Origin of the sequence: Streptomyces sp. NBC_01232 (genome assembly GCF_035989885.1) — a bacterium.
Classification (GTDB): domain Bacteria; phylum Actinomycetota; class Actinomycetes; order Streptomycetales; family Streptomycetaceae; genus Streptomyces.
Genome location: NZ_CP108518.1, coordinates 608598 through 626713 on the forward strand (window position 1 = coordinate 608598; position 18116 = coordinate 626713).

15 protein-coding genes are annotated in these 18116 nt (G+C 72.9%); 6 read left to right on the forward strand and 9 right to left on the reverse strand.

The window, feature by feature from the left end; translation table 11 throughout:
* Positions 1 to 52: 52 nt before the first annotated feature.
* Entirely contained in the window at positions 53 to 2056 is a 2004-nt protein-coding gene (locus OG444_RS02955) for an RICIN domain-containing protein (RefSeq protein ID WP_327260584.1), read from the forward strand.
* Between the two features lie 115 nt (positions 2057 to 2171).
* Positions 2172 to 2810 carry a hypothetical protein gene (locus OG444_RS02960; protein WP_327260585.1) on the forward strand — a complete coding sequence of 213 codons (639 nt, stop codon included), beginning with the start codon at positions 2172 to 2174 and terminating at the stop codon, positions 2808 to 2810.
* A 226-nt stretch (positions 2811 to 3036) separates the two neighbouring features.
* Here the strand turns inward: OG444_RS02960 and OG444_RS02965 are convergent, their stop codons facing one another.
* Positions 3037 to 3912, reverse strand: a complete 876-nt coding sequence (locus OG444_RS02965) for an ATP-grasp domain-containing protein (RefSeq protein WP_327260586.1) — start codon at positions 3910 to 3912, stop codon at positions 3037 to 3039.
* 277 nt (positions 3913 to 4189) lie between these two features.
* Here OG444_RS02965 and OG444_RS02970 point away from each other — a divergent pair, with 277 nt between their 5' ends.
* On the forward strand, positions 4190 to 5077 hold the full coding sequence (locus OG444_RS02970; RefSeq protein WP_327266639.1) for an endonuclease/exonuclease/phosphatase family protein: 888 nt from the start codon (positions 4190 to 4192) through the stop codon (positions 5075 to 5077).
* Here OG444_RS02970 and OG444_RS02975 read toward each other — a convergent pair.
* The 6 genes from OG444_RS02975 to OG444_RS03000 all read right to left on the reverse strand — a co-directional run bounded on the left by OG444_RS02975 (position 5072) and on the right by OG444_RS03000 (position 11093).
* On the reverse strand, positions 5072 to 6040 hold the full coding sequence (locus tag OG444_RS02975; RefSeq protein WP_327260587.1) for an NAD(P)-dependent alcohol dehydrogenase: 969 nt from the start codon (positions 6038 to 6040) through the stop codon (positions 5072 to 5074). The two genes, OG444_RS02970 and OG444_RS02975, sit on opposite strands and share 6 nt — an antisense overlap.
* Entirely contained in the window at positions 6037 to 6270 is a 234-nt protein-coding gene (locus OG444_RS02980) for a helix-turn-helix transcriptional regulator (RefSeq protein WP_442810448.1), read from the reverse strand. The genes OG444_RS02975 and OG444_RS02980 overlap by 4 nt, the downstream gene beginning before the upstream one ends.
* Positions 6264 to 6698: a hypothetical protein gene (locus tag OG444_RS02985; RefSeq protein WP_327260588.1), complete on the reverse strand. Its 435-nt coding sequence runs from the start codon at positions 6696 to 6698 to the stop codon at positions 6264 to 6266. Before OG444_RS02985 ends, OG444_RS02980 begins: the two co-directional genes overlap by 7 nt.
* Before the next feature lie 172 nt (positions 6699 to 6870).
* Positions 6871 to 7605 (reverse strand): SOS response-associated peptidase, encoded by a 735-nt coding sequence (locus OG444_RS02990; RefSeq protein WP_327260589.1) that lies wholly within the window; start codon positions 7603 to 7605, stop codon positions 6871 to 6873.
* Positions 7606 to 7642: 37 nt separating this feature from the next.
* A complete protein-coding gene (locus OG444_RS02995; RefSeq protein WP_327260590.1) occupies positions 7643 to 9607 on the reverse strand; it encodes a helix-turn-helix domain-containing protein in 1965 nt (654 codons plus the stop codon).
* A gap of 91 nt (positions 9608 to 9698) precedes the next feature.
* A complete protein-coding gene (locus OG444_RS03000) occupies positions 9699 to 11093 on the reverse strand; it encodes an MFS transporter (RefSeq protein WP_327260591.1) in 1395 nt (464 codons plus the stop codon).
* 299 nt (positions 11094 to 11392) lie between these two features.
* On the opposite strand from OG444_RS03000, the gene OG444_RS03005 reads away from it, so the two are divergent.
* Together OG444_RS03005 and OG444_RS03010 are read left to right on the forward strand one after the other, a co-directional pair.
* Positions 11393 to 11833 carry a GNAT family N-acetyltransferase gene (locus OG444_RS03005; RefSeq protein WP_327260592.1) on the forward strand — a complete coding sequence of 147 codons (441 nt, stop codon included), beginning with the start codon at positions 11393 to 11395 and terminating at the stop codon, positions 11831 to 11833.
* A 425-nt stretch (positions 11834 to 12258) separates the two neighbouring features.
* Positions 12259 to 14682: a bifunctional serine/threonine-protein kinase/ABC transporter substrate-binding protein gene (locus OG444_RS03010; RefSeq protein WP_327260593.1), complete on the forward strand. Its 2424-nt coding sequence runs from the start codon at positions 12259 to 12261 to the stop codon at positions 14680 to 14682.
* A gap of 32 nt (positions 14683 to 14714) precedes the next feature.
* Here OG444_RS03010 and OG444_RS03015 read toward each other — a convergent pair whose 3' ends face one another.
* Positions 14715 to 15905: a cytochrome P450 family protein gene (locus tag OG444_RS03015; RefSeq protein WP_327260594.1), complete on the reverse strand. Its 1191-nt coding sequence runs from the start codon at positions 15903 to 15905 to the stop codon at positions 14715 to 14717.
* Entirely contained in the window at positions 15902 to 16324 is a 423-nt protein-coding gene (locus OG444_RS03020; protein ID WP_327260595.1) for a DUF6545 domain-containing protein, read from the reverse strand. The genes OG444_RS03015 and OG444_RS03020 overlap by 4 nt, the downstream gene beginning before the upstream one ends.
* A 389-nt stretch (positions 16325 to 16713) precedes the next feature.
* Between OG444_RS03020 and OG444_RS03025 the strand changes: the two genes are divergently transcribed.
* A complete protein-coding gene (locus OG444_RS03025; RefSeq protein WP_327260596.1) occupies positions 16714 to 17892 on the forward strand; it encodes a DNA gyrase subunit B in 1179 nt (392 codons plus the stop codon).
* The last annotated feature ends 224 nt before the right edge of the window (positions 17893 to 18116 follow it).

Here is an 18116-nt window from a genome sequence, read left to right on the forward strand (position 1 = left end):
AGGACGTCGCAGACGCCCTGCCGCCGCCGACCACCGGCGCAGACCCCGGCGGTTGATACTCATCACCGCCGCCACAGCCGCGGCGGGGTTGATAGCCGCAGGCATCGCCTACTCCGGAATCGGCGACGGCGCCCAGGCGGCAGCACCCGTACAGGCCGCCGCGGCACCCGCCGCCGCGCCCGCGCGCGACAAGGAGCCCGAGCCGATCGCGGCCGCGCCCGCCAACGAGACCGCGCGCGGCATGATCTACGACGGCCTCGAGGCCGCGCCGAAGGGCGACCGGTGCGTGGGTGTCTACCGCACCGCGGACGGACACTGCACCCACGGCCCCGACGCCCCGCCCAAGGGCGTCGACATCACCAAGGACATCGCGCCCGCCGTCAAGGAGACGGCCCCGGCGGCCGATCCGGCCCGTCCCGCGGCCGATGACCCGGCGAGCAAGGAAGGCGGCGGGCGTCCTCAGGACGCGCCCGCGGCCGACGCCTCGGCCGCCACGAAGGCCGCGGCGCCCGCGCCCGCGGCCTCGGCAGGCAGCCAGAACGTCGCCGCCGGCCCCGTCGGCCAGACCGTCCAGTGCGAGGGCGACGGCAGCACCGGCAACCGCGTGCAGGTCGTCTACGTCCACGCCCCGGGCAAGGACCGCTACTCCGAGTACGTCGCCTCGTTCCGCAAGTGGGCGGCCGACGCCGACCTCATCTACTCGGCGAGTGCCCAGGAGACCGGCGGGGTACGTCACATCCGCTATGTGACGGCCGCCGACTGCACCCCCACCGTGCTCAACATCGAGCTCCCGGCCTCGGCTCTGGGCGAGTTCAGCGCGACCAACAACGCGCTCGCCGCCAAGGGCCTCGACCGTCGCGACCGCAAGTACATGATCTTCGCCGACAGCCAGGTCTACTGCGGCATCGGCACCTTCGCGGGCGACGAGCGGCCCGGCCAGGCCAACCAGAGCAACTTCGGCCCCTCCTACGGGCGCACCGACTCCGGCTGCTGGGGCGGTCACACCGCCGCGCACGAACTCGGCCACAACCTGGGCGCGGTCAACAACAGCGCCCCGAACACCAGCCGTGGCGCGCACTGCACCGATGAGTACGACGTGATGTGCTACTCGGACACTCCGTACTACCCGCAGATGCGCAACATTTGCACGAACCAGGCGTCCGAGAACATCCTGGACTGCAACCACGACGACTACTTCCACACCAGTCCGAAGGCCGGCAGCTACCTGGCCACGCACTGGAACATCGCCGACAACCAGTTCCTGATGAAGAGCAAGGGCGGCGGCACGGACCCGGGTCCGAACCCGAACCCGACTCCGACGCCCACCAAGAAGCCCACGCCGACGCCGACCAAGAACCCCACCGGCGGACCGGACGTGACGGCGGGCCAGATCCAGTCCAGCTCCGTCGTCGTCAGCTGGCCCAAGGTCGACGGCGCCGCCTGGTACGCGGTGCAGCTGAACGGCAAGCACCTGACGTGGGTCCAGTCGCAGGTGCTCCGCATCTACAACCTGCAGCCCGACACCGCGTACAAGGTCACCGTCTCGGTCCGCGACAACGCCGGCCGTGACAGCGGACCCGGCAAGGCCGCGTCCTTCCGTACGACCGGTGGTGGCGGCGGCGCGACCACCCCGGGCACCCGCTACGTGCTCGGCAACGGCAGCACCGGCATGGCCGCGGAGCTGTGGGGCGGCCGCACCGCCGACGGCACGGTCCTCGTCGGTGGCCGCACCAACGGCTACGCCCAGCAGCAGTGGTACTTCGACGACGCGGGCAACGGCCAGGTACGCATCCGGTCCGCGGCCTCCGGCAAGTGCCTCCAGCCGGGCAGCACCCCCGCCGCGGGCATGTGGGTCGCACAGCAGCCTTGTGCCAACGGCGCCGGCGCTCAGGCCTGGAAGCTGACGTCGCGCGGTGGCACGGTGACCGTGACGGACCCGAGCGGCGGCTTCGCCCTCACCGTCAGCAACCGCCCCTACTACGGGAACTGGCTGCTCGACCTCCAGCGTGCGGACGGCCGCCCGGCGCAGGCCTGGACCCTCCAGAAGTCCGGCTGATCACCGCCACGGCGCAGCACACCTGACGCCCTGACGGCGTGAACCCACCCCGACGGACGGCCGCACCGCGCGGCCGTCCGTCGGCACCCCTCATCTCGACCGGAGCACCCCGACGATGCGCATACGAATCGTTTTCTCGGCCGCCCTGGCCGCACTCGGCCTCATGTTCCTGCTCCCCGCCACGGCCCACGCCCACGGTGACACCCTGAAGGTGGTGGTGACGGGACAGCGCAACGGTCACGTCACCGCCGACGTCACCTGGGAGAACGACGGGGATGCCGTCGAGGAGGCCGTCGCCGCCACCGTGAACGCGGTGAGTGCCGACGGCTCCCGGACCTTGGGGCCCTGGCGTCTGGTCCGCGATCCCGGCGCGGCGCCCGCGGGCTGGACAACGGCCGAGGCGCTGCCGCCGGGTAACTGGAAGGTCGGTGTCGACGTGGGCTTCCCGGCCCTGGGACACGGTGAACTCGAGGTGGGCGTGCCTGTGGTGGACCCGGCGCCCGGCACCCCGGCTCCGGTCGGCTCTTCGCCGGCCGCCGTCGCCCCGTCCGCCGCGGCGCCGGATCCGTCGGGGGCCTCCCCCGCCTCGGCCCCGGCCGCGTCCTCGGCGCAGGCCCCGGACGCCGCTGCCGGCACCGAGGGATACGCCCTGTGGTGGACGACGGCAGGTGTCGCGGTGACCGCCGTCGCCGGTGCGGCCGTGGGTCTCCTGCTGCGCCGCCGTCGCCGCGTGCGGCTGGACCGGCTCGGCTAGGTCGTCTCTTTCGGATCTTGTCGGTCGGGCCCGCGTTGTCCGGTGCCGTGCATCGCAAGGCGGAGGAGCGCCGTTGTACTGGACGTACTGCGGTGCTCCGACAACGCGGCGAGGTGCGGTGCCGGGCGACGCGGGCCCGGCAAGATCCGAAAGAGACGACCTAGGCCGTCCCAGGGGGTGTCCTGCCGATCACGCCGGGCTCGCGGGCTTATCGGCAGGACACCTCCTAGGCCAGGGCGGTCGTGACCGCCCGTGCGAAGTGCTCCAACCCCTGCGGGTTGATGCACAGGAACAGATTCGGCTCGATGAGTTCCAGCTCCATGACCACGGGTTCCCGGTCCTCGTTCAACGCGAGGTCCACCCGGGCGAACAACAGGTCGCCCGGGTCGGGGACCGCGTCCAGCGCCGCCCGCGCCGTGCGGAGCTCGGCCTCGGAGGGCTCGTAGGGGACGGCCCCGGGGTGCGGCACCCTGAAGTTGTCGATCAGCCCCGCCTCCGTCAGCAGGGGGCGCTTGCGGATCGCGTGGCTGAAGGTGCCGCCGAAGAAGACCAGGGCCCGCTCCCCCTCCTCCACGAGCGGCAGGTACGGCTGGACCATCGCGGTGCGCCCCTGGTCCAGCAGCATGCGGGCATGATGCTCGGCGTCCGCCCGGCGGCCGGGCTCGTAGCGCGCGGTGTCCCGTGCGCCCGAGGAGACCGCGGGCTTGACCACCACTCCGTGCGGCCCCTCGAAGTCCGCCGCGTCGCAGCTCCCGCCCGGTTCGAGGAAGCGGGTCGGTACGACGTGGACCCCACGCCCGGCGAGCTCCAGCAGATAGCGCTTGTCGCTGTTCCAGCGCACCAGCGGCGCAGGATTCCGGAGCCGGGTGACCTCGGCCGTCGCATCGGCCCAGGCCAGGAACTCCGCCAGGCGGTCCACGTAGTCCCAGGTCGACCGGATGACCGCCAGGTCGTATCCGTCCCATTCCGGCTCGTCCGCGTCCCAGGCGACCGCCTGCGCCGACAGGCCCGCGCCCTGCAGAGCCGTCAGGATCAGCGGGAGATCCGCGTCCTGGCCGGCGCCGCCCGCGCTCGTCACGACCGCGATCCTTGCCTCACCCATAAGCGTCTCCCGTCCTGACGTCCTGCGCCGCCCTGCGCGTCCGCGGCCAGGACGATCACTCTTCCACACCCGCTCCGCAGGGAACCCTGCGGCCGGATCATGCGTCGTACGGGTCGCGGAACGCGGGGCGACGGACGCTCCGAGGCAGACGGGTGGGGCTCCGGTGGTGGACGTGGCGGGAAGCGGTGCGCAGCGCACTGCCCGGTGGCGCTGGGGCACGGACGCCCGGGGCCGTACGTCCTGGACGCGCGGTCGCCCACTCGCGGCGCTCGCCGTACTGACCGCCGGCCTGCTGGTGTTCCACTCCGCCGTACCCAATGCCGCGGGCCGCCCGGGCAGTGCGCTGGAGACCTTCCTGCCCTGGCTGGGCCTCGCCGTCCCGGTCCTGGTCGTGGCGGCGCTGGTACGCCGCTCGGTCACCGCGCTCGTGGCCGTGCTGCTGCCCGCGGTGGCGTGGGCCGGCCTCTTCGGCGGCCTGCTCCTGCCGGCGGACGGCGGCCCGCACGACCTCATGGCGCTCCAGCACAACGTGAGTGACGAGAACCCCGACCCCACGGGCACCGCGCGTGCCCTGGCCGGGGCCGGGCCGGATCTGATCGCCCTGGAGGAGCTGACGCCCTCCGCGCTGCCGGCCTACGAGGCGGCGCTGGCACCCGCGTACCCGTACCACGCGGTCGAGGGCACGGTCGGCCTCTGGTCGAAGCACCCGCTCACCGATGTCCGCCGCGTGGACATCAAGCCCCGGAGCATCGGGGAGGGCTGGAACCGCGGCCTGCGCTGCGGTGTCCGCACGCCACGGGGCGAGATCGCGGTGTACGTGGCGCACCTGCCCTCGGTACGCATGCGGGCGAACGGTTTCGGCTCCGGCCCGCGCGACGAGAGCGCACGGTTGCTGGGCGCGGCCGTCGCCGCCGAGGAGGTGGACCGGGTGATCCTGCTGGGTGACCTCAACGGCACGGTGGACGACCGTGGACTCGCCCCGCTGGCCTCCCGGTTGAGCGCGCCGCGGCGGGGGCTCGCCCTCAGCTGGCCGGCCGCCGTCCCGGTCGCCCGGATCGACCAGGTCCTGACCCGTTCGGCGACCGCCGCCGAGGTCTGGACCCTGCCGGCCACCGGCAGCGATCACCTGCCGGTCGCCGCCCGCATCAGGCTCGACGCCTCATAGCCGGATGGCGATCTTCCCTCGTACGTGGCCGTCCCTGAGGTAGCGGATCGCGTCGGGGACCTCGGCCAGCGGGTAGGTCCGGTCGATGGCGGGGGTCACCGAACCGGCTTCGATGAGCTCCGTGAGGGCTTCGAGGTCGTGGTGGCGCACCACGGTGCCGAGCGGGCGGAGCCGGTGGCCGACGAAGGGCGACAGCAGGAGCGCGCCCAGCTGCCGCTCGTTGCCGCCGATCCAGTTGCCGCCGCCTTCCCCGCCCACGATGACGAGGGTCCCGCGGGGAGTCAGGGCGCGGCGCAGCCGGGTGAGGGGGCGGTTGCCGGCGATGTCCAGGATGACGTCGTAGCGGCGGCTGCCGTTCACGGGGTCCTCCTGCGCGTAGTCGAGGACTTCGTCGGCGCCCAGGGAGCGGACCAGGTCGGCCTTGCCGGCACTGCAGACTCCGGTGACGCGGGCTCCGTAGGCCTTGGCCACCTGAACGGCGAAGCTGCCCACGCCGCCCGAGGCGCCGAGTATGAGGACGCTCTGACCGGGCGTGACCCGGCCGCTGTCCCGTACGGCATTGAGGGCGGTGCATCCGGAGACGGGCACGGTTGCGGCCTGTTCGAAGCTGAGGCCGGGCGGCTTGGGGGCCAGCGTGCTCTCCTTGGCGCAGGCGTACTCGGCGAACGACCCGGAGCAGTTGCCGTACACCTCGTCGCCGGGCCGGAAGCGGGTGACGTCCGCACCGACGGCTTCCACCACCCCCGCGACGTCCATGCCCCGCACCCGCGTCCTGGGTCTGCGCAGGCCGGTCACGGCCCGGACGGCGTAGGGCATGCCCGCCATGAGGTGCCAGACGCCCTGGTCGACGGCGGCGGCGCGCACGCGTACGAGGACCTCACCCCGGCCGGGTGCCGGCCGGTCCACTTCTTCCATCCGCAGCACCGAGGGCGGTCCGTAGACGTCCTGGACGATGGCCTTCATGAGTCGTCTCCTTCGGTGGTGGTGTACTGGAACACGCTGTCGAGCGGTACGGAGAACACGCGGGCGATCTCGAACGCCTTCTCCAGGGAGGGCGAGTAGCGGCCCTGCTCGATGGCGATGACGGTCTGACGGGTCACACCGATCCGGCGGGCGAGCTCGGCCTGGGTCATCTCGCCGTTGGCGAAGCGCAGGGCCCGGATGGTGTTGGTGACCCTGGTGGGCCTCACCACGGTTGGAAGCCGAACCGGTACGAGACGATCTTCGCCGTGGAGGCGAGCAGCGCCGACAGGACGAAGCCGAGGAAGATCGCGTTGGCGATCCAGAACTGGTCCGCCTCGGCCATCGCCAGGAGGAGCCCGGCCACGGCCCCGATCACGACGAAGGACTGTCCGATGTGGTCACCGAACCGGTGGATCTCCCGGTCGCGCTGGTCCTTGACCTTGCCCTCCTCGGGCGACACCAGCGTCACGATGATGTGGAGCGCGATGGAGGCGGCGATCGCCGCGCCGACCGTCCAGAGCAGTGCGGTCTCGTACGGCTGCTGAGCCAGCGGCCCGCTCCCGGAACCGGACCCGCCGAGGACGACCGCCAGGTACACCCCGTACGACACCAGCGTGACCACGATCATGATCCACGCACGTTTTTCCTCGACTGCCACGACCGCTCCCATGTAAAGAAAACCAGACATGGGCAGTGTCAAGGAATCAGGACACCGTGTCAATATTTCTTTACCTCGCCAGGCCGCGTGCAGGATTCGCCGGACAACGCCGGGAGGGCGGCGGGAGGGTTGGCAGGAGGCTGGCGGGAGGGTCTGCGGGAGGCCGGGGACCTCAGGCGGAGGGCGCGTCCAGGAGTTCGGGGCCGTTGTTGCGCACGTTGTTGACCGCGGTCGACACGGCGCGCACGTCGAGCCGGCCGCCCGCGGGAGCGGCGAGCAGGGCGCGCAGTTCGCCGGGGTCCTGGTGGGACGGGTCGAGCCAGGCCTCGTAGTCCGCCGGGGTGAGGGCCAGCGGCATACGGGGGTGGACGCGGCCGGCCGCGTCGGTGGCCTCGGTGGTGATGATGGTGCAGGTCGCCCACCAGGCCGCCGGATCGTCGTCGTCGGTGACGGCGGGGTCGCGCCAGAACTCGTAGAGCCCGGCCATCGCCATCACCTCGCCGTCCTCGGGACGGATGAAGTACGGCTGCTTGTACGCCTTCGCGGATCCGGAGGCGGGGACCGGCTCCCATTCGTAGAACCCGTCGGCGGGCAGCAGGCACCGGCGCTTGGCGAACGCGCGCCGGTAGGCGGGCTTCTCGTGCACCGTCTCCACCCGGGCGTTGATCATCTTCGCGCCGCCGGACAGGCTCTTCGACCACGAGGGCACCAGCCCCCACCGCAGGGGGCGCAGCCGCCGCTCCAGCAACCCGCTCTCCCGGTCGGCACGCTCCAGCACCGCCCACACCGCATCGGTGGGGGCGACGTTCCAGCTCGGCTCCAGTAGGTGCCCCGGGTCCGGGGGCGTGGCTCCGAAGAGGCCGGACAGGTCCTCGGGACTGCGGGTGGAAGCGTAGCGGCCGCACATACCGTCCACCCTGCCAGCTGAACCGGCTTCCCGCAGGCTACGCCGCGAAGTCCCCCGGGCCGGGATCGTCGTGGTGGTTCACCTGGTGGATGCGCAGCGCGAGTTGGAGCTCCAGAGCGCGTTCGGGGCTCTGCCAGTCGCGTCCGAGGAGGTGGGCTATGCGGTCCAGCCGCTGCACCACCGTGTTGACGTGCACGTGGAGCGCCGCGGCGGCCCGGGACTGGCTCGTGCCCGCGTCGAAGTAGGCCCGGAGGGTGTGCGTGAGGTCGGTGCCGCGCTTCGCGTCGTAGGCGAGTACGGGGCCCAGGGTCTGGCGTACGTAGCCGCCGAGGTCGGTCTGGTCGCCGAGGAGCACGCCGAGGAAGCCCAGGTCGTGGAGGGCGGCACCGGTGCCGTCGCGGCCCAGGGCGCGCAGTGCGGTCCGGCAGCGGCGGGCCTCGGCGCAGGCGTCGGCGAAGGCCGCGGGACCGGTGACCGGTCCGGCGGCTCCGACGGTGACGGGACCGGCGAGGGCCTGGCGCAGCTCGCTCGCGAGGCTCGCGGCGGCGGGGCCGGCCGCCTCGGCGGGGCAGACCAGGACCACGTCCTCGTGGTGCAGCCCGGCCAGTCCCCTGCGCGCGTGGGCGATGCGGGCGGCTGCGGCCAGCAGCCGGGTCCGGGGTGCGGCACCGGTGTGCAGGACGAACACCGCGTGCGGGTGGCCGAGGTCCACACCGAGCCGGCGGGCCCGCGCGGCCAGCCCGGCCGGGTCCGCGGCCCTGGTGAGGAGGTCGCCCAGCAGTTCGCCCCGTACCCGGTCCTCGGTCTCGGCGACCGAGCGGCGCAGGAGCAGCAGCAGGGCGGTGACGAGGCTGGCGCGCTCGAAGAGGCGACGGTCGGCGTCGCCGAGGTCGGCGCGGCCGGTCAGGGCGATGCTGCCGAGCAGTTCGTGCCCGGCGAGTACCGCGCAGACCCAGGTCCCGTTGACGGAGACCGCGCGTCCGTCGGCCCGGGAGGCGGCGACGGCCCCGGCGGACGGGGGCCCGGCTTCGGTGCCCGACCTGGCCAGTTCGGCGCCCTCGGCGTCGTGGATGAGGGTGCCGCCCTGGAGGACGGCGCCGATGGCGGTGGCCACCTCGCCGACATCGCCGCCGCGCAGCACCAGGTCGGTGAGCCGGTCGTGCGCGTCCTCGGCGCGGCGCATGGCCTCGCTGTGCGCCTCGATGGTCCGCGAGGCCTCGTTGAGGTCGACGAGTGCGGTGCGCGTCTCGTCCAGCAGGCGGGCGCCGTCGATGGCGATCGCGGCGTGGTCGGCCAGGGAGGACAGCAGGGCGACCTCGTCCGGTGTGAAGGTACGGGCCGTGCGGTCCGCCGCGTAGAGGACGCCGATCACCCGGGTGCCCAGGCGCAGCGGTACGCCGAGGATGGCCCGGAGGCCCTCCTCCGTGACGGCGCCGTCGATCGTGGCGGTGTGCCTGAAGCGCCGGTCGTCGCGGTAGTCGCCGGTGGAGTACGGGCGCGCCGTCTCCGCGACCAGTCCGCCCAGCCCCTCCCCCATGCCGAGGCGCACCTGCTGGAACGCGGCGGAGACCGATCCGTCGGTGACCCTCATGTACGTGTCGCCGGCCTCCTCGTCGTTGAGGGACAGGTACGTCACGTCCGTACCGAGGAGCAGCTTGGCCCGGTGGACGATCGCCTCGAGCACGGCGTCCGGCTCCCTGAGCCGGGCGAGGTCGCCGGCGGTGTCGAAGAGGGCCGCGAGTTCGGCCTCGCGGCGGCGGTGCTGGCCGAGGGTGCGGCGGATGCGCAGGGCGATCCGGGTCCCGTCCGCGACCACCGCGGCTTCGGCGTCGGAGAGTTCGGCGTCGGGGGGCGGGGTGAACTGCTCGGCGGGGGCGCCGCGGTCCAGCAGGTCGAGGAGGTCGCGGAGCTGCCGCAGCGCGCCGGTGCCGGTTCCGGGCCTGGTGCCGCTGACGGAGCCGGAGCCCCTCCCGGTCGTCCCGCTGTCTTCGGTGATGGGCATCGGGCGCTCTCCGAGGTGCTGGACGAGGACGGGGGCGGCACCGGCCGGCCGGGCCGGGCCGTCGGGCCGGGTACCGCCCTCGACCGGCCGGTCAGTTGTCGGCCGGCACCGGGTCGTGTCCGGCCTGCCGGGCGGCGGGAACGGCGTTGCGCGCCGGGGTGTGCTCCCGGGCCAGGCTACGCCCGCGGGTCTCCTTGGCCACCAGGACGGTCAGCGTGGTGACCGCTGCCGCCGCGGCGAGATAGACGGAAACGGGCAGCGAGGAGTCGTAGTCGCGCAGCAGGGCCACGGCGATGATCGGGGCGAGCGCTCCGCCGATGATGGAGGCCAGCTGGGAGCCCATCGAGGCGCCGGAGTAGCGCACCTTGGTGTCGAACATCTCGGAGATGAAGGCCGCCTGCGGGCCGTACATGGCGCCGTGCAGGAGCAGTCCGACGGTCACCGCGGCGGCGATCACCGGGAAGGACTTGGAGTCCAGCAGCGCGAAGAAGGCGAACGCCCAGCCGATCATGCCCACCGAGCCGATCAGCGTGACGGTACGGCGGCCGATGCGGTCGGACAGCGCGCCCCAGGCCGGGATGGTCACGAAGTGGACGGCGGAGCCGATCAGCACGGCGTTCAGGCCGTCGCTCTTGGGCAGCCCGAGGTGGCTGGTGACGTAGACGAGCAGGAAGGCGGTGATGACGTAGTAGGAGATGTTCTCTCCGAGGCGGGTGCCGATGGCGGTCAGGACTCCGCGCCAGTTCGTCCGGAACACCTCGGCCACGGGCGGCTTCGCCCTGACCCCGGCCGCGGCCTGCTCCGCCGCCCTGGCCTGCGCCTCCAGGAAGACCGGGGACTCCGAGACGGACACCCGGATCCACAGGCCGATCATCACCAGCACGCCGGAGAGCAGGAACGGGATCCGCCAGCCCCAGGCGAGGAAGGCCTCGTCGGACTGTACGGCGGCCAGTACGGCGAGTACGCCGGTGGCCAGCAGATTGCCTCCGGGTGCGCCGGCCTGGGGCCAGGAGGCCCAGAAGCCGCGGCTCCTGTCGTCCCCGTGCTCGGAGACGAGCAGCACGGCACCACCCCACTCACCGCCGAGCGCGAACCCCTGGATCAGGCGCAGGAGGGTGAGGAGGACGGGGGCGCCGACGCCGATGGTGGCGTGGGTGGGAAGCAGCCCCATGGCGAAGGTGGCCCCGCCCATGAGCAGCAGGCTGAGGACGAGGAGCTGCTTGCGGCCGATCCTGTCCCCGTAGTGCCCGAAGACCAGCCCGCCGAGCGGGCGGGCCGCGAAGCCGATCGCGTAGGTGAGGAAGGCGAGGAGGGTCCCGACCAGGGGCTCACTGCCGGGAAAGAACAGCTCGTTGAACACCAGCGCGGCGGCCGAACCGTAGAGGAAGAAGTCGTACCACTCGATGGTGGTCCCGATGAGGCTGGCGGCGACGATTCTCCGGATGCCGGACGGGGCCGGTGCGGCGGCCGTTGCAGGGGAGGTCATGTGCACCACTTCCGGGGGTCTGCGGGGACGTTCCGTGTGGCCACACCGTAGAAGCCCGCAGGTCGGCGGCGTATGTGGCGGACCATCACATTCGGTCACCCTCCTGTGTACCTGGCCACCACACCCCCGACGAGGGGGCCACGGGGCCGCACCGTCGTCGCCGCTGATGACCAGCGCTCGGCCGGCGTGGGCAGCGGTTCAGGAGCCGGGATCGGGTGCCTGCGTAGCCAATGCAGTTGCCTTTGCCTGACGATCAGCTTCCGCGACGCGTGAGGCTGTGCTCGTTCTAGGCTCAGCGCATGAAGATCACTGTGCGGTCGGCCGCCGAGGTGGACCTGCCGGCGCTGCTGGCTCTCTACAGCGAGTTGAACCCCGACGACGCTCCGCTGCCCGAGGCATCCGCAGGCGCCATCTGGGCAGCCATGTCAAGGCAGCAGGGCCGGACGATCCTGGTGGCTGAAGCGGGCGGCGCCGTGGCAGGGACTGCGGACTGCATCGTCATGCCGAACCTCACGCGCGGCGGTCGGGCCATCTTGTTCGTGGAAAACGTCGTAGTGGCCGCCTCCTTCCAGCGGCAGGGTGTCGGCCGTCAGCTGATGGAGGCTGTTGTCCGACTGGGTGAGTCGGTCGGCTGTTACAAGGTCCAGCTACTGGCGGCAGATGACGCGTACGTTCACACCTTCTACGAAGCATGTGGTTTCAAAGCCCTGGCAGAGGGTTTCCGCCGCTACATCCGATAGGGGCTTCGCCGCTGGACGAGACCTGCCGAGGTGGGGCCGGGATCGTGCTGTCTGCGCGTGCTCCGGACGCGGGCCACGTTCATCCGGCCCGGGGGGGGCACGTCGACTCGTAGCGAGGGCGGTCAGTCCAGGTCCTGCCACGCCCACGCATCTTCGCCCACGTGGCCGAGGAAGCGGGCCGGGCCTCGACGTCCCACCGCCAGCCATGCACGATCTCGGTGAGGTGTCCGCAATGTCATGCGAACTCGGCATGCCGCTGGAGCCGCCCCGCCGTCGGTCACCCGCCTCTGCGGCCGCCTCCCCGTACCGCCCGACGCCGGGCCGGGCAGCGGCGCCGTGTGCGGCATACCGGGGCCCATCGCCACAAGCGTGATCAAGCCATGCTTCCGTCACCCGACCGGCTCATCAGGATCTAGAGTGTGCGCGTGACCGAGCAGAATCCCGAACTCATCGCCGGCCGGTACCAGCTGGTCGACCGCATCGGCCAAGGCGGCATGGGCCGGGTCTGGCGCGGCCTTGACCAGCAGCTCTTCGGGCGCGAGGTCGCCGTCAAGGAGATCCTCTTTCCTCCGGGCATAGAGGACGACGACCGCGCCGCCCTGCTCCGGCGGTTCACCGGCGAGGCCCGTGCAGCAGTCACTCTCAGCCATCCGGGGATCATCACCATCCACGATGTCGTCGAGCATCACGGCGCCCCCGTCATCGTCATGGAGCTGATCCGCGGGGAATCCCTGGCCGCCGCCATCCGCAGCCGCGGCCGGCTGCCCGTGCAGCGGGTGGCCGAGATCGGCGCCGCCGTGCTCGACGCACTGGCCGAGGCGCACGCGGCGCGGATCATCCACCGCGACATCAAGCCGGACAACGTGCTCCTGACCAAGGACCGCGTCGTCCTCACCGACTTCGGCATCGCCCACCTCGCGGACACCACGACCAAGCTGAGCCACAGCGGGATCGTCATCGGCACACCGCAGTACATGCCGCCGGAGCAACTGGAAGGCAAACGCCCGACCCCCGCCAACGACCTGTGGGCGCTCGGCGCCACCCTGTACCACGCCGTCGAGGGGCACCCGCCCTTCGATGCGGAGGGGCTCCACGCCCTGGCCGTGGCCGTCTTCACGCGCCCGCACCGGCCGCCGGTCCACGCGGGCCCGCTGGCGCCCGTGCTGGACGCGCTCCTCACCAAGGATCCGGCGCAGCGCGTGAGCGCCGCGGAGGCGGCCCGGATGCTCGCCTCGGTACTGAGCCCCTCCGCGCCCCGCGCGGACGAATCCACCGGGCACGGGACAGGACACGAGGCCGCGCCGACTCCCACGCCCGATCCGCGGGCGACCCCCGTACCGGCACCGGAAGCATCGCCGGAGCAGCACCCTTCCGCTCCGAGTGCGCCCGAGCAGGCACCAACGGCGGAGACGGCTCCCCGCACCCCCACGGTCCTGGACTCCGGCTCGGCCGCCGACACTCCGCGGCGTCCGGTGCCGGACCGGCCGACGGCCCCGCCCGCACCCGTACCCGTACCTCCGACCGAGGACCCCGGCACGCTCGTAGCACCGGTCACGACCGGGCACGGCGGGCGAACGTCCACGCGCCTGCGGGCCCTCCCCCGGCGAACCGTGGTCCTGAGCGCGGCACTGGCCGTACTCGTCACGGGCTCCGTCCTCACCTGGAGCCTCACCCGCGACAATGGCGCGCCCCGCGGTGGCGGGGCGGCCGGGAACGGCCCGGCCGGTTCCTCCGTCACGGTGGTGATCGGCGTGGACGCACCGCTCAGCGGCGGGCTGTCCTCGATGGGCGTCGGTATCAAGAACTCCGCCGAGCTGGCAGCCAGGACCGCCAACGAGACCCGGCACGTTCCCGGCGTGACCTTCGAGATCCGGGCCCTGGACGACGGGGCCGACCCCGCCAAGGGCGAGCCCAACGCCGCCCGGTTCGTGTCCGACGAGAAGGTGCTGGGCGTCGTCGGCCCCCTCAACTCCGGTGTGGCCAGGACTCTGGTGCCGCCGCTCGCGCGGGCGAACATGGCCGTCGTGTCCCCGAGCAACACGGACCCCGTACTGACGCTGGGCCCGGACTGGGCCGCGGGTACCACGTCCCGTCCCTACTCCACCTACTTCCGCACCGTCACCACGGACGTCGACCAGGGGCCGTTCGGCGCCCGGCACCTGCACGGCACCGCGAAGAAGACCAAGGTCTACGTGGTGGACGACGCGAGCGCCCACGGCACCGCCCTCACCTCCGGTTTCACGGCCGAGTTCACGAAGCTCGGCGGGACCGTCGTCGGTACCGAGCAGATCGATCCCGCGGAGCGCGCCTTCACGGGCCTCGCCACGAGGGTGCGGTCCTCGGGAGCCGACGCCGTCTACTTCGGCGGCTACTACGACGCCGCGGCGCCCCTCTCCCAGCAGCTGAAGCAGGCGGGCGTGAACGTCCCCCTGATGGGCGGCGACGGCATTTTCGACCAGCAGTACCTCACGACGAACCCGAAGGCCGAGGGTGACCTCGCGACCAACATCGGCGTGTCCGCCGAGGAGTCGGCCGCCGGGCAGGACTTCCTCGCCCGGTACGGGAATGCGGGCTACCCGGAGGCCGCGGGCTGGTACGGCCCCTACGCCTACGACGCGACCTGGACCCTGATCGAGGCGGTGAAGGCCGTCGCGACGGCCAACGGCGGCACCCTTCCCCCCGACAGCCGGGCGAAGATGCCGCAGGCCGTGACACGGCTCGCCTTCGACGGCGTCACGGGCCGCGTCGCCTTCAACGGGGACGGCGATACGGTCAACCGCCGGCTCACGGCGTACACGGTGAAGGACGGCAAGTGGGCGATCGTGACGAGCGGCCCTGCCACCGGCTGACGACTGCCGGGGCGGGGCGGGCCGGCTGAGGGTCAGGCGAGGGTCAGGGGCAGGGCGGTCAGGCCGCGGGTGAGGCGGGTCCGGCGCCAGGTCAGGGATTCCGCGGGGACGGCCAGGCGCATGTCCGGGAAGCGCGTCACCAGGGTGCGGAGGGCGATTTCCGCCTCGGCGCGGGCCAGGGGGGCGCCCGGACAGCGGTGGATGCCGTGGCCGAAGGAGAGGTGGCCGCCGGCATCGCGGTCGAGGTCGAGACGGTGCGGGTCGGGGAACGCCGCCGGGTCGCGGTTCGCCGCCCCTGGGGCGATGAGCACCGGGAAGCCCGCCGGGATGTCGACCCCGCCGACGCGCAGGTCCTCCGTGCTGTGACGGAAGGTGGCCACGCTCACCGGCGAGTCGAAGCGGAGCAGTTCGTCCAGGGCGCCGGGGATCAGGTCCGGGTCCCGGCGCAGGCGGTCGAGGGCCTGCGGGTGCCGGAGCAGGGCCAGGACGGCATTGCCGATGAACTGGGTGGTGGTCTCGTGCCCGGCGACGAGGAGGAGGGCGGCCAGGGAGACGGACTCGTCCCGGTCGAGGCCTCCCTCGTCGCAGTCGCGCAGGAGGGAGTGGAGCGGGCCGTTGCCGGGGGTGGCGCGGGCCGTGTCGACGAGGTGGGTCAGGTAGTCGCCGATCCGGTGCGACGCGGCGTCGACGCGATCGGTGTCGGTCGCGTCGAAGAGGTCGTGGGACCAGCCGGCGAGCGCGGCGCGCTCGGATTCCGGCACGCCCAGCAGCTCGCAGACCACGGAGACCGGCAAGGGGACGGCCAGCTCCGCCACCAGGTCGACCTCCGTGCCGGGTCGCCACGCGCTCATCAGGCCGTCGACGATCCGGGTGATGCAGGGGCGCAGTTCCCGGACGCGTCCGGTGGTGAACAGGGGTGCCGCCACCCGCCGGTGGCGGGTGTGCGCGGGTGGGTCGCTCGCCAGCATGTTGCGGGAGATCGCCGGGTGCAGGTCACGGTTCGAGGGCCGGTCGGCGAAGAAGCGGGCCGTGTCCTTGGACAGCCGGGGGTCGGTGAACGCCTTGCGGGCTTCGGGGTGGCCGGTGATCAGGTACGCGTGGTGCCCGCCGGAGCCGGTGGGGACGCGCCGCACCGGGCAGCCTTCGCGCAGCCGGTCGTAGGTGGGGTAGGGGTCGGCGAAGAAGCGCGGGTCGCGCAGCGGGTCCTGCCGCGGGGCGCTCACGAGGCCGCCCCCGCGTTCTCGCGTACCGGGCCGCGCGCACGGGCGTCCGCCACGAGGAGCAGCCACGCGGTCTGCGCCGCGAGGTCGCCCTTGCGGGAGCGGGTTCCGGCGGCGGGCGGGGCCTCGTCGCCGTCGAGGAGGAGTCCGGCGCGCTTCGCCTCGACGACCGCGGCGATGACGGCCGCTTCCACCTCGGCGTCGCCCTCGGGGGTGCCGGCCGTGCCCCGGCTGGCGGCCTCGGCCGCCGCGGCGTCCCGTACGGATGCCTGACGGTACCGGCGCAGGGCCAGGACGCAGTCGTTGATCTCGACGACCCGACGGTGGAGGTGGTGGTCGAGGTCGCGGGTGCTGAAGCGGTGCGGGAGTCCAAGTGCCTCGACGCGCGCCTCACACGAGGCGCGCAGCTGCTCAAGGTCCATGTCCTCACTCTGATGACGCCGGGCGGCCGGGGCCGGGCGCACCTCTCCCTGGAAGCCGGGTACGCGCGCCCCATGTTGGCATGTCCTCGCCCTCGCTTCGAGGGCGGGGGCGGCCGCGCAGCCGGGGCGGTGTGCGGTCGGGCCCGGCGGCTGCCCCCTGCGCGTGCAGGAAGAATCGGGACCCGCAAGTCGCCGGAAGTGGGGGCCGGGACGGCTCCGGCAGAGCCTCCACCGCCCTTCGGGGCAGCCTCCGGACCCGGCCGTCGGCCGCGGCCGGACCCGGCGCCCACCGGCCCGCTCAGCCCCTCGACAAACAGCCACTGACCTGGCATTTCATGGCATCACTCCTAGGCTGTGGGAAGAGTTGGACACCACCGGAGGGGGCCCTCGTGGACCAGGAGCACATCACGCATGACACCAACCGCGGCCAGGCCATGGGGGAGCTGGAACGCATCCGGAAGCGGCCCGGAATGTACGTCGGTTCGACGGGCGTGCGCGGCCTGCACGAGATGGTGTTCACCGTGGCCGGCCAGGCCGTCAACGAGGCCCTGGCGGGCCGCGCCCGTGCGGTCGGCGTCTTCCTCACGCCAGAAGGCGGTGTACGTGTCGTCGTCGACCGGCCGGGAGCCCCGGGCGACGCCGCCGGTGACGCCGAAGGCCCCGACCTCGAAGCCCTACTGACCCGCATGCCTTCCGGTACGGCGCCCGCCGGCCGCCGTGCCGCTGCCGTGAGCCTGGTGGGCATCGGGCCGGAGCTCCTCACCGCCAACGCGCTGTCCAGCCGGCTGACGGCCGAGGTGCGCGGCGGCGGGGTCCGCCAGGTCCTGGAGTACGCGCGCGGCGTCGCGGTCACCCCGCGCACGACCGCAGGCCCTGCGGCCGACAGCGGTACCACCATCACCTTCCGGCCCGACGCCGGCGTCTTCGACGACACGGCCGCGTGCTCGTTCGCCGCGCTGGCCGAACGCTTCAGGGAACTGGCCTTCCTGAACCGGTCCCTGGACATCTCCCTGACCGACGAACGTCCTCCTGGCGGGTCCCGGTCCGTGCGGTACCTGTACCCGGGCGGGGCGCGGGACTTCGTAGCCCTCCTTGACGCGGGGGCAGGGGCGCCCGTTCATCCGGACGTGATCGGGTTCGAACGGGAGGACCCGGGCATGGCGGGCACGGTGGAAGTCGCGATGCGATGGTCCTCCTCCCCCGTGAACCGGATCCTCGGCTTCGCCAACAGCCGCCCCACCCCCTTCTACGGCGGCACGCACATGGAAGGGTTCCGCAGAGGGTCGGTCGCCGCGATCAACACCTACGCGCGGCAGCGGGGGCTGCTGACGGCGGCGGATCCCGACCTGGGCTCCGAGCGGATCGAAGAAGGCCTGACGGCAGTCGTGTCGGTGAAACTGGACCACCCCGAATACTTCGGATCCACGCGCGGCGGGCTGGGCAACACCGAGGTGCTCGAATGCGTCGGCCGGGCCGTCCGGGAACACCTCGGCAGCTGGCTGGAGGAACACCCGGAGCAGGCCGCGGCGGTCCTCGGCCGGATGCTCGGGCAGGCCCGCACCGGCTGATCGGCGGACGGGAGCGCTGCGCCGGCGGCGCGGCCGACGGGAACCGGGCGCAAACCTCGGCCGGCCCGTACCGGACCCCGGCCTCCGCGTCCCTCGTCCGGGTGGTCCGGCACACGGGCGCCTACGGGCAGAGGCGTCGAGAGGGCATGATCGGCTGCCCGGGGGCACGAGTGCCGCTGGGCATCGACGGGAGTCCTGTGCCCGGCACGGGCGTTCCCCGGGGC

Bases quoted from the DNA above. Each gene is read 5' to 3' on its own strand.
- OG444_RS02960 (WP_327260585.1), top strand. From the start codon at position 2,172: ATGCGCATACGAATCGTTTTCTCGGCCGCCCTGGCCGCACTCGGCCTC.
- OG444_RS02965 (WP_327260586.1), bottom strand. From the start codon at position 3,912: ATGGGTGAGGCAAGGATCGCGGTCGTGACGAGCGCGGGCGGCGCCGGC.
- OG444_RS02975 (WP_327260587.1), bottom strand. From the start codon at position 6,040: ATGAAGGCCATCGTCCAGGACGTCTACGGACCGCCCTCGGTGCTGCGG.
- OG444_RS02990 (WP_327260589.1), bottom strand. From the start codon at position 7,605: ATGTGCGGCCGCTACGCTTCCACCCGCAGTCCCGAGGACCTGTCCGGC.
- OG444_RS02995 (WP_327260590.1), bottom strand. From the start codon at position 9,607: ATGCCCATCACCGAAGACAGCGGGACGACCGGGAGGGGCTCCGGCTCC.
- OG444_RS03000 (WP_327260591.1), bottom strand. From the start codon at position 11,093: ATGACCTCCCCTGCAACGGCCGCCGCACCGGCCCCGTCCGGCATCCGG.
- OG444_RS03005 (WP_327260592.1), top strand. From the start codon at position 11,393: ATGAAGATCACTGTGCGGTCGGCCGCCGAGGTGGACCTGCCGGCGCTG.
- OG444_RS03020 (WP_327260595.1), bottom strand. From the start codon at position 16,324: ATGGACCTTGAGCAGCTGCGCGCCTCGTGTGAGGCGCGCGTCGAGGCA.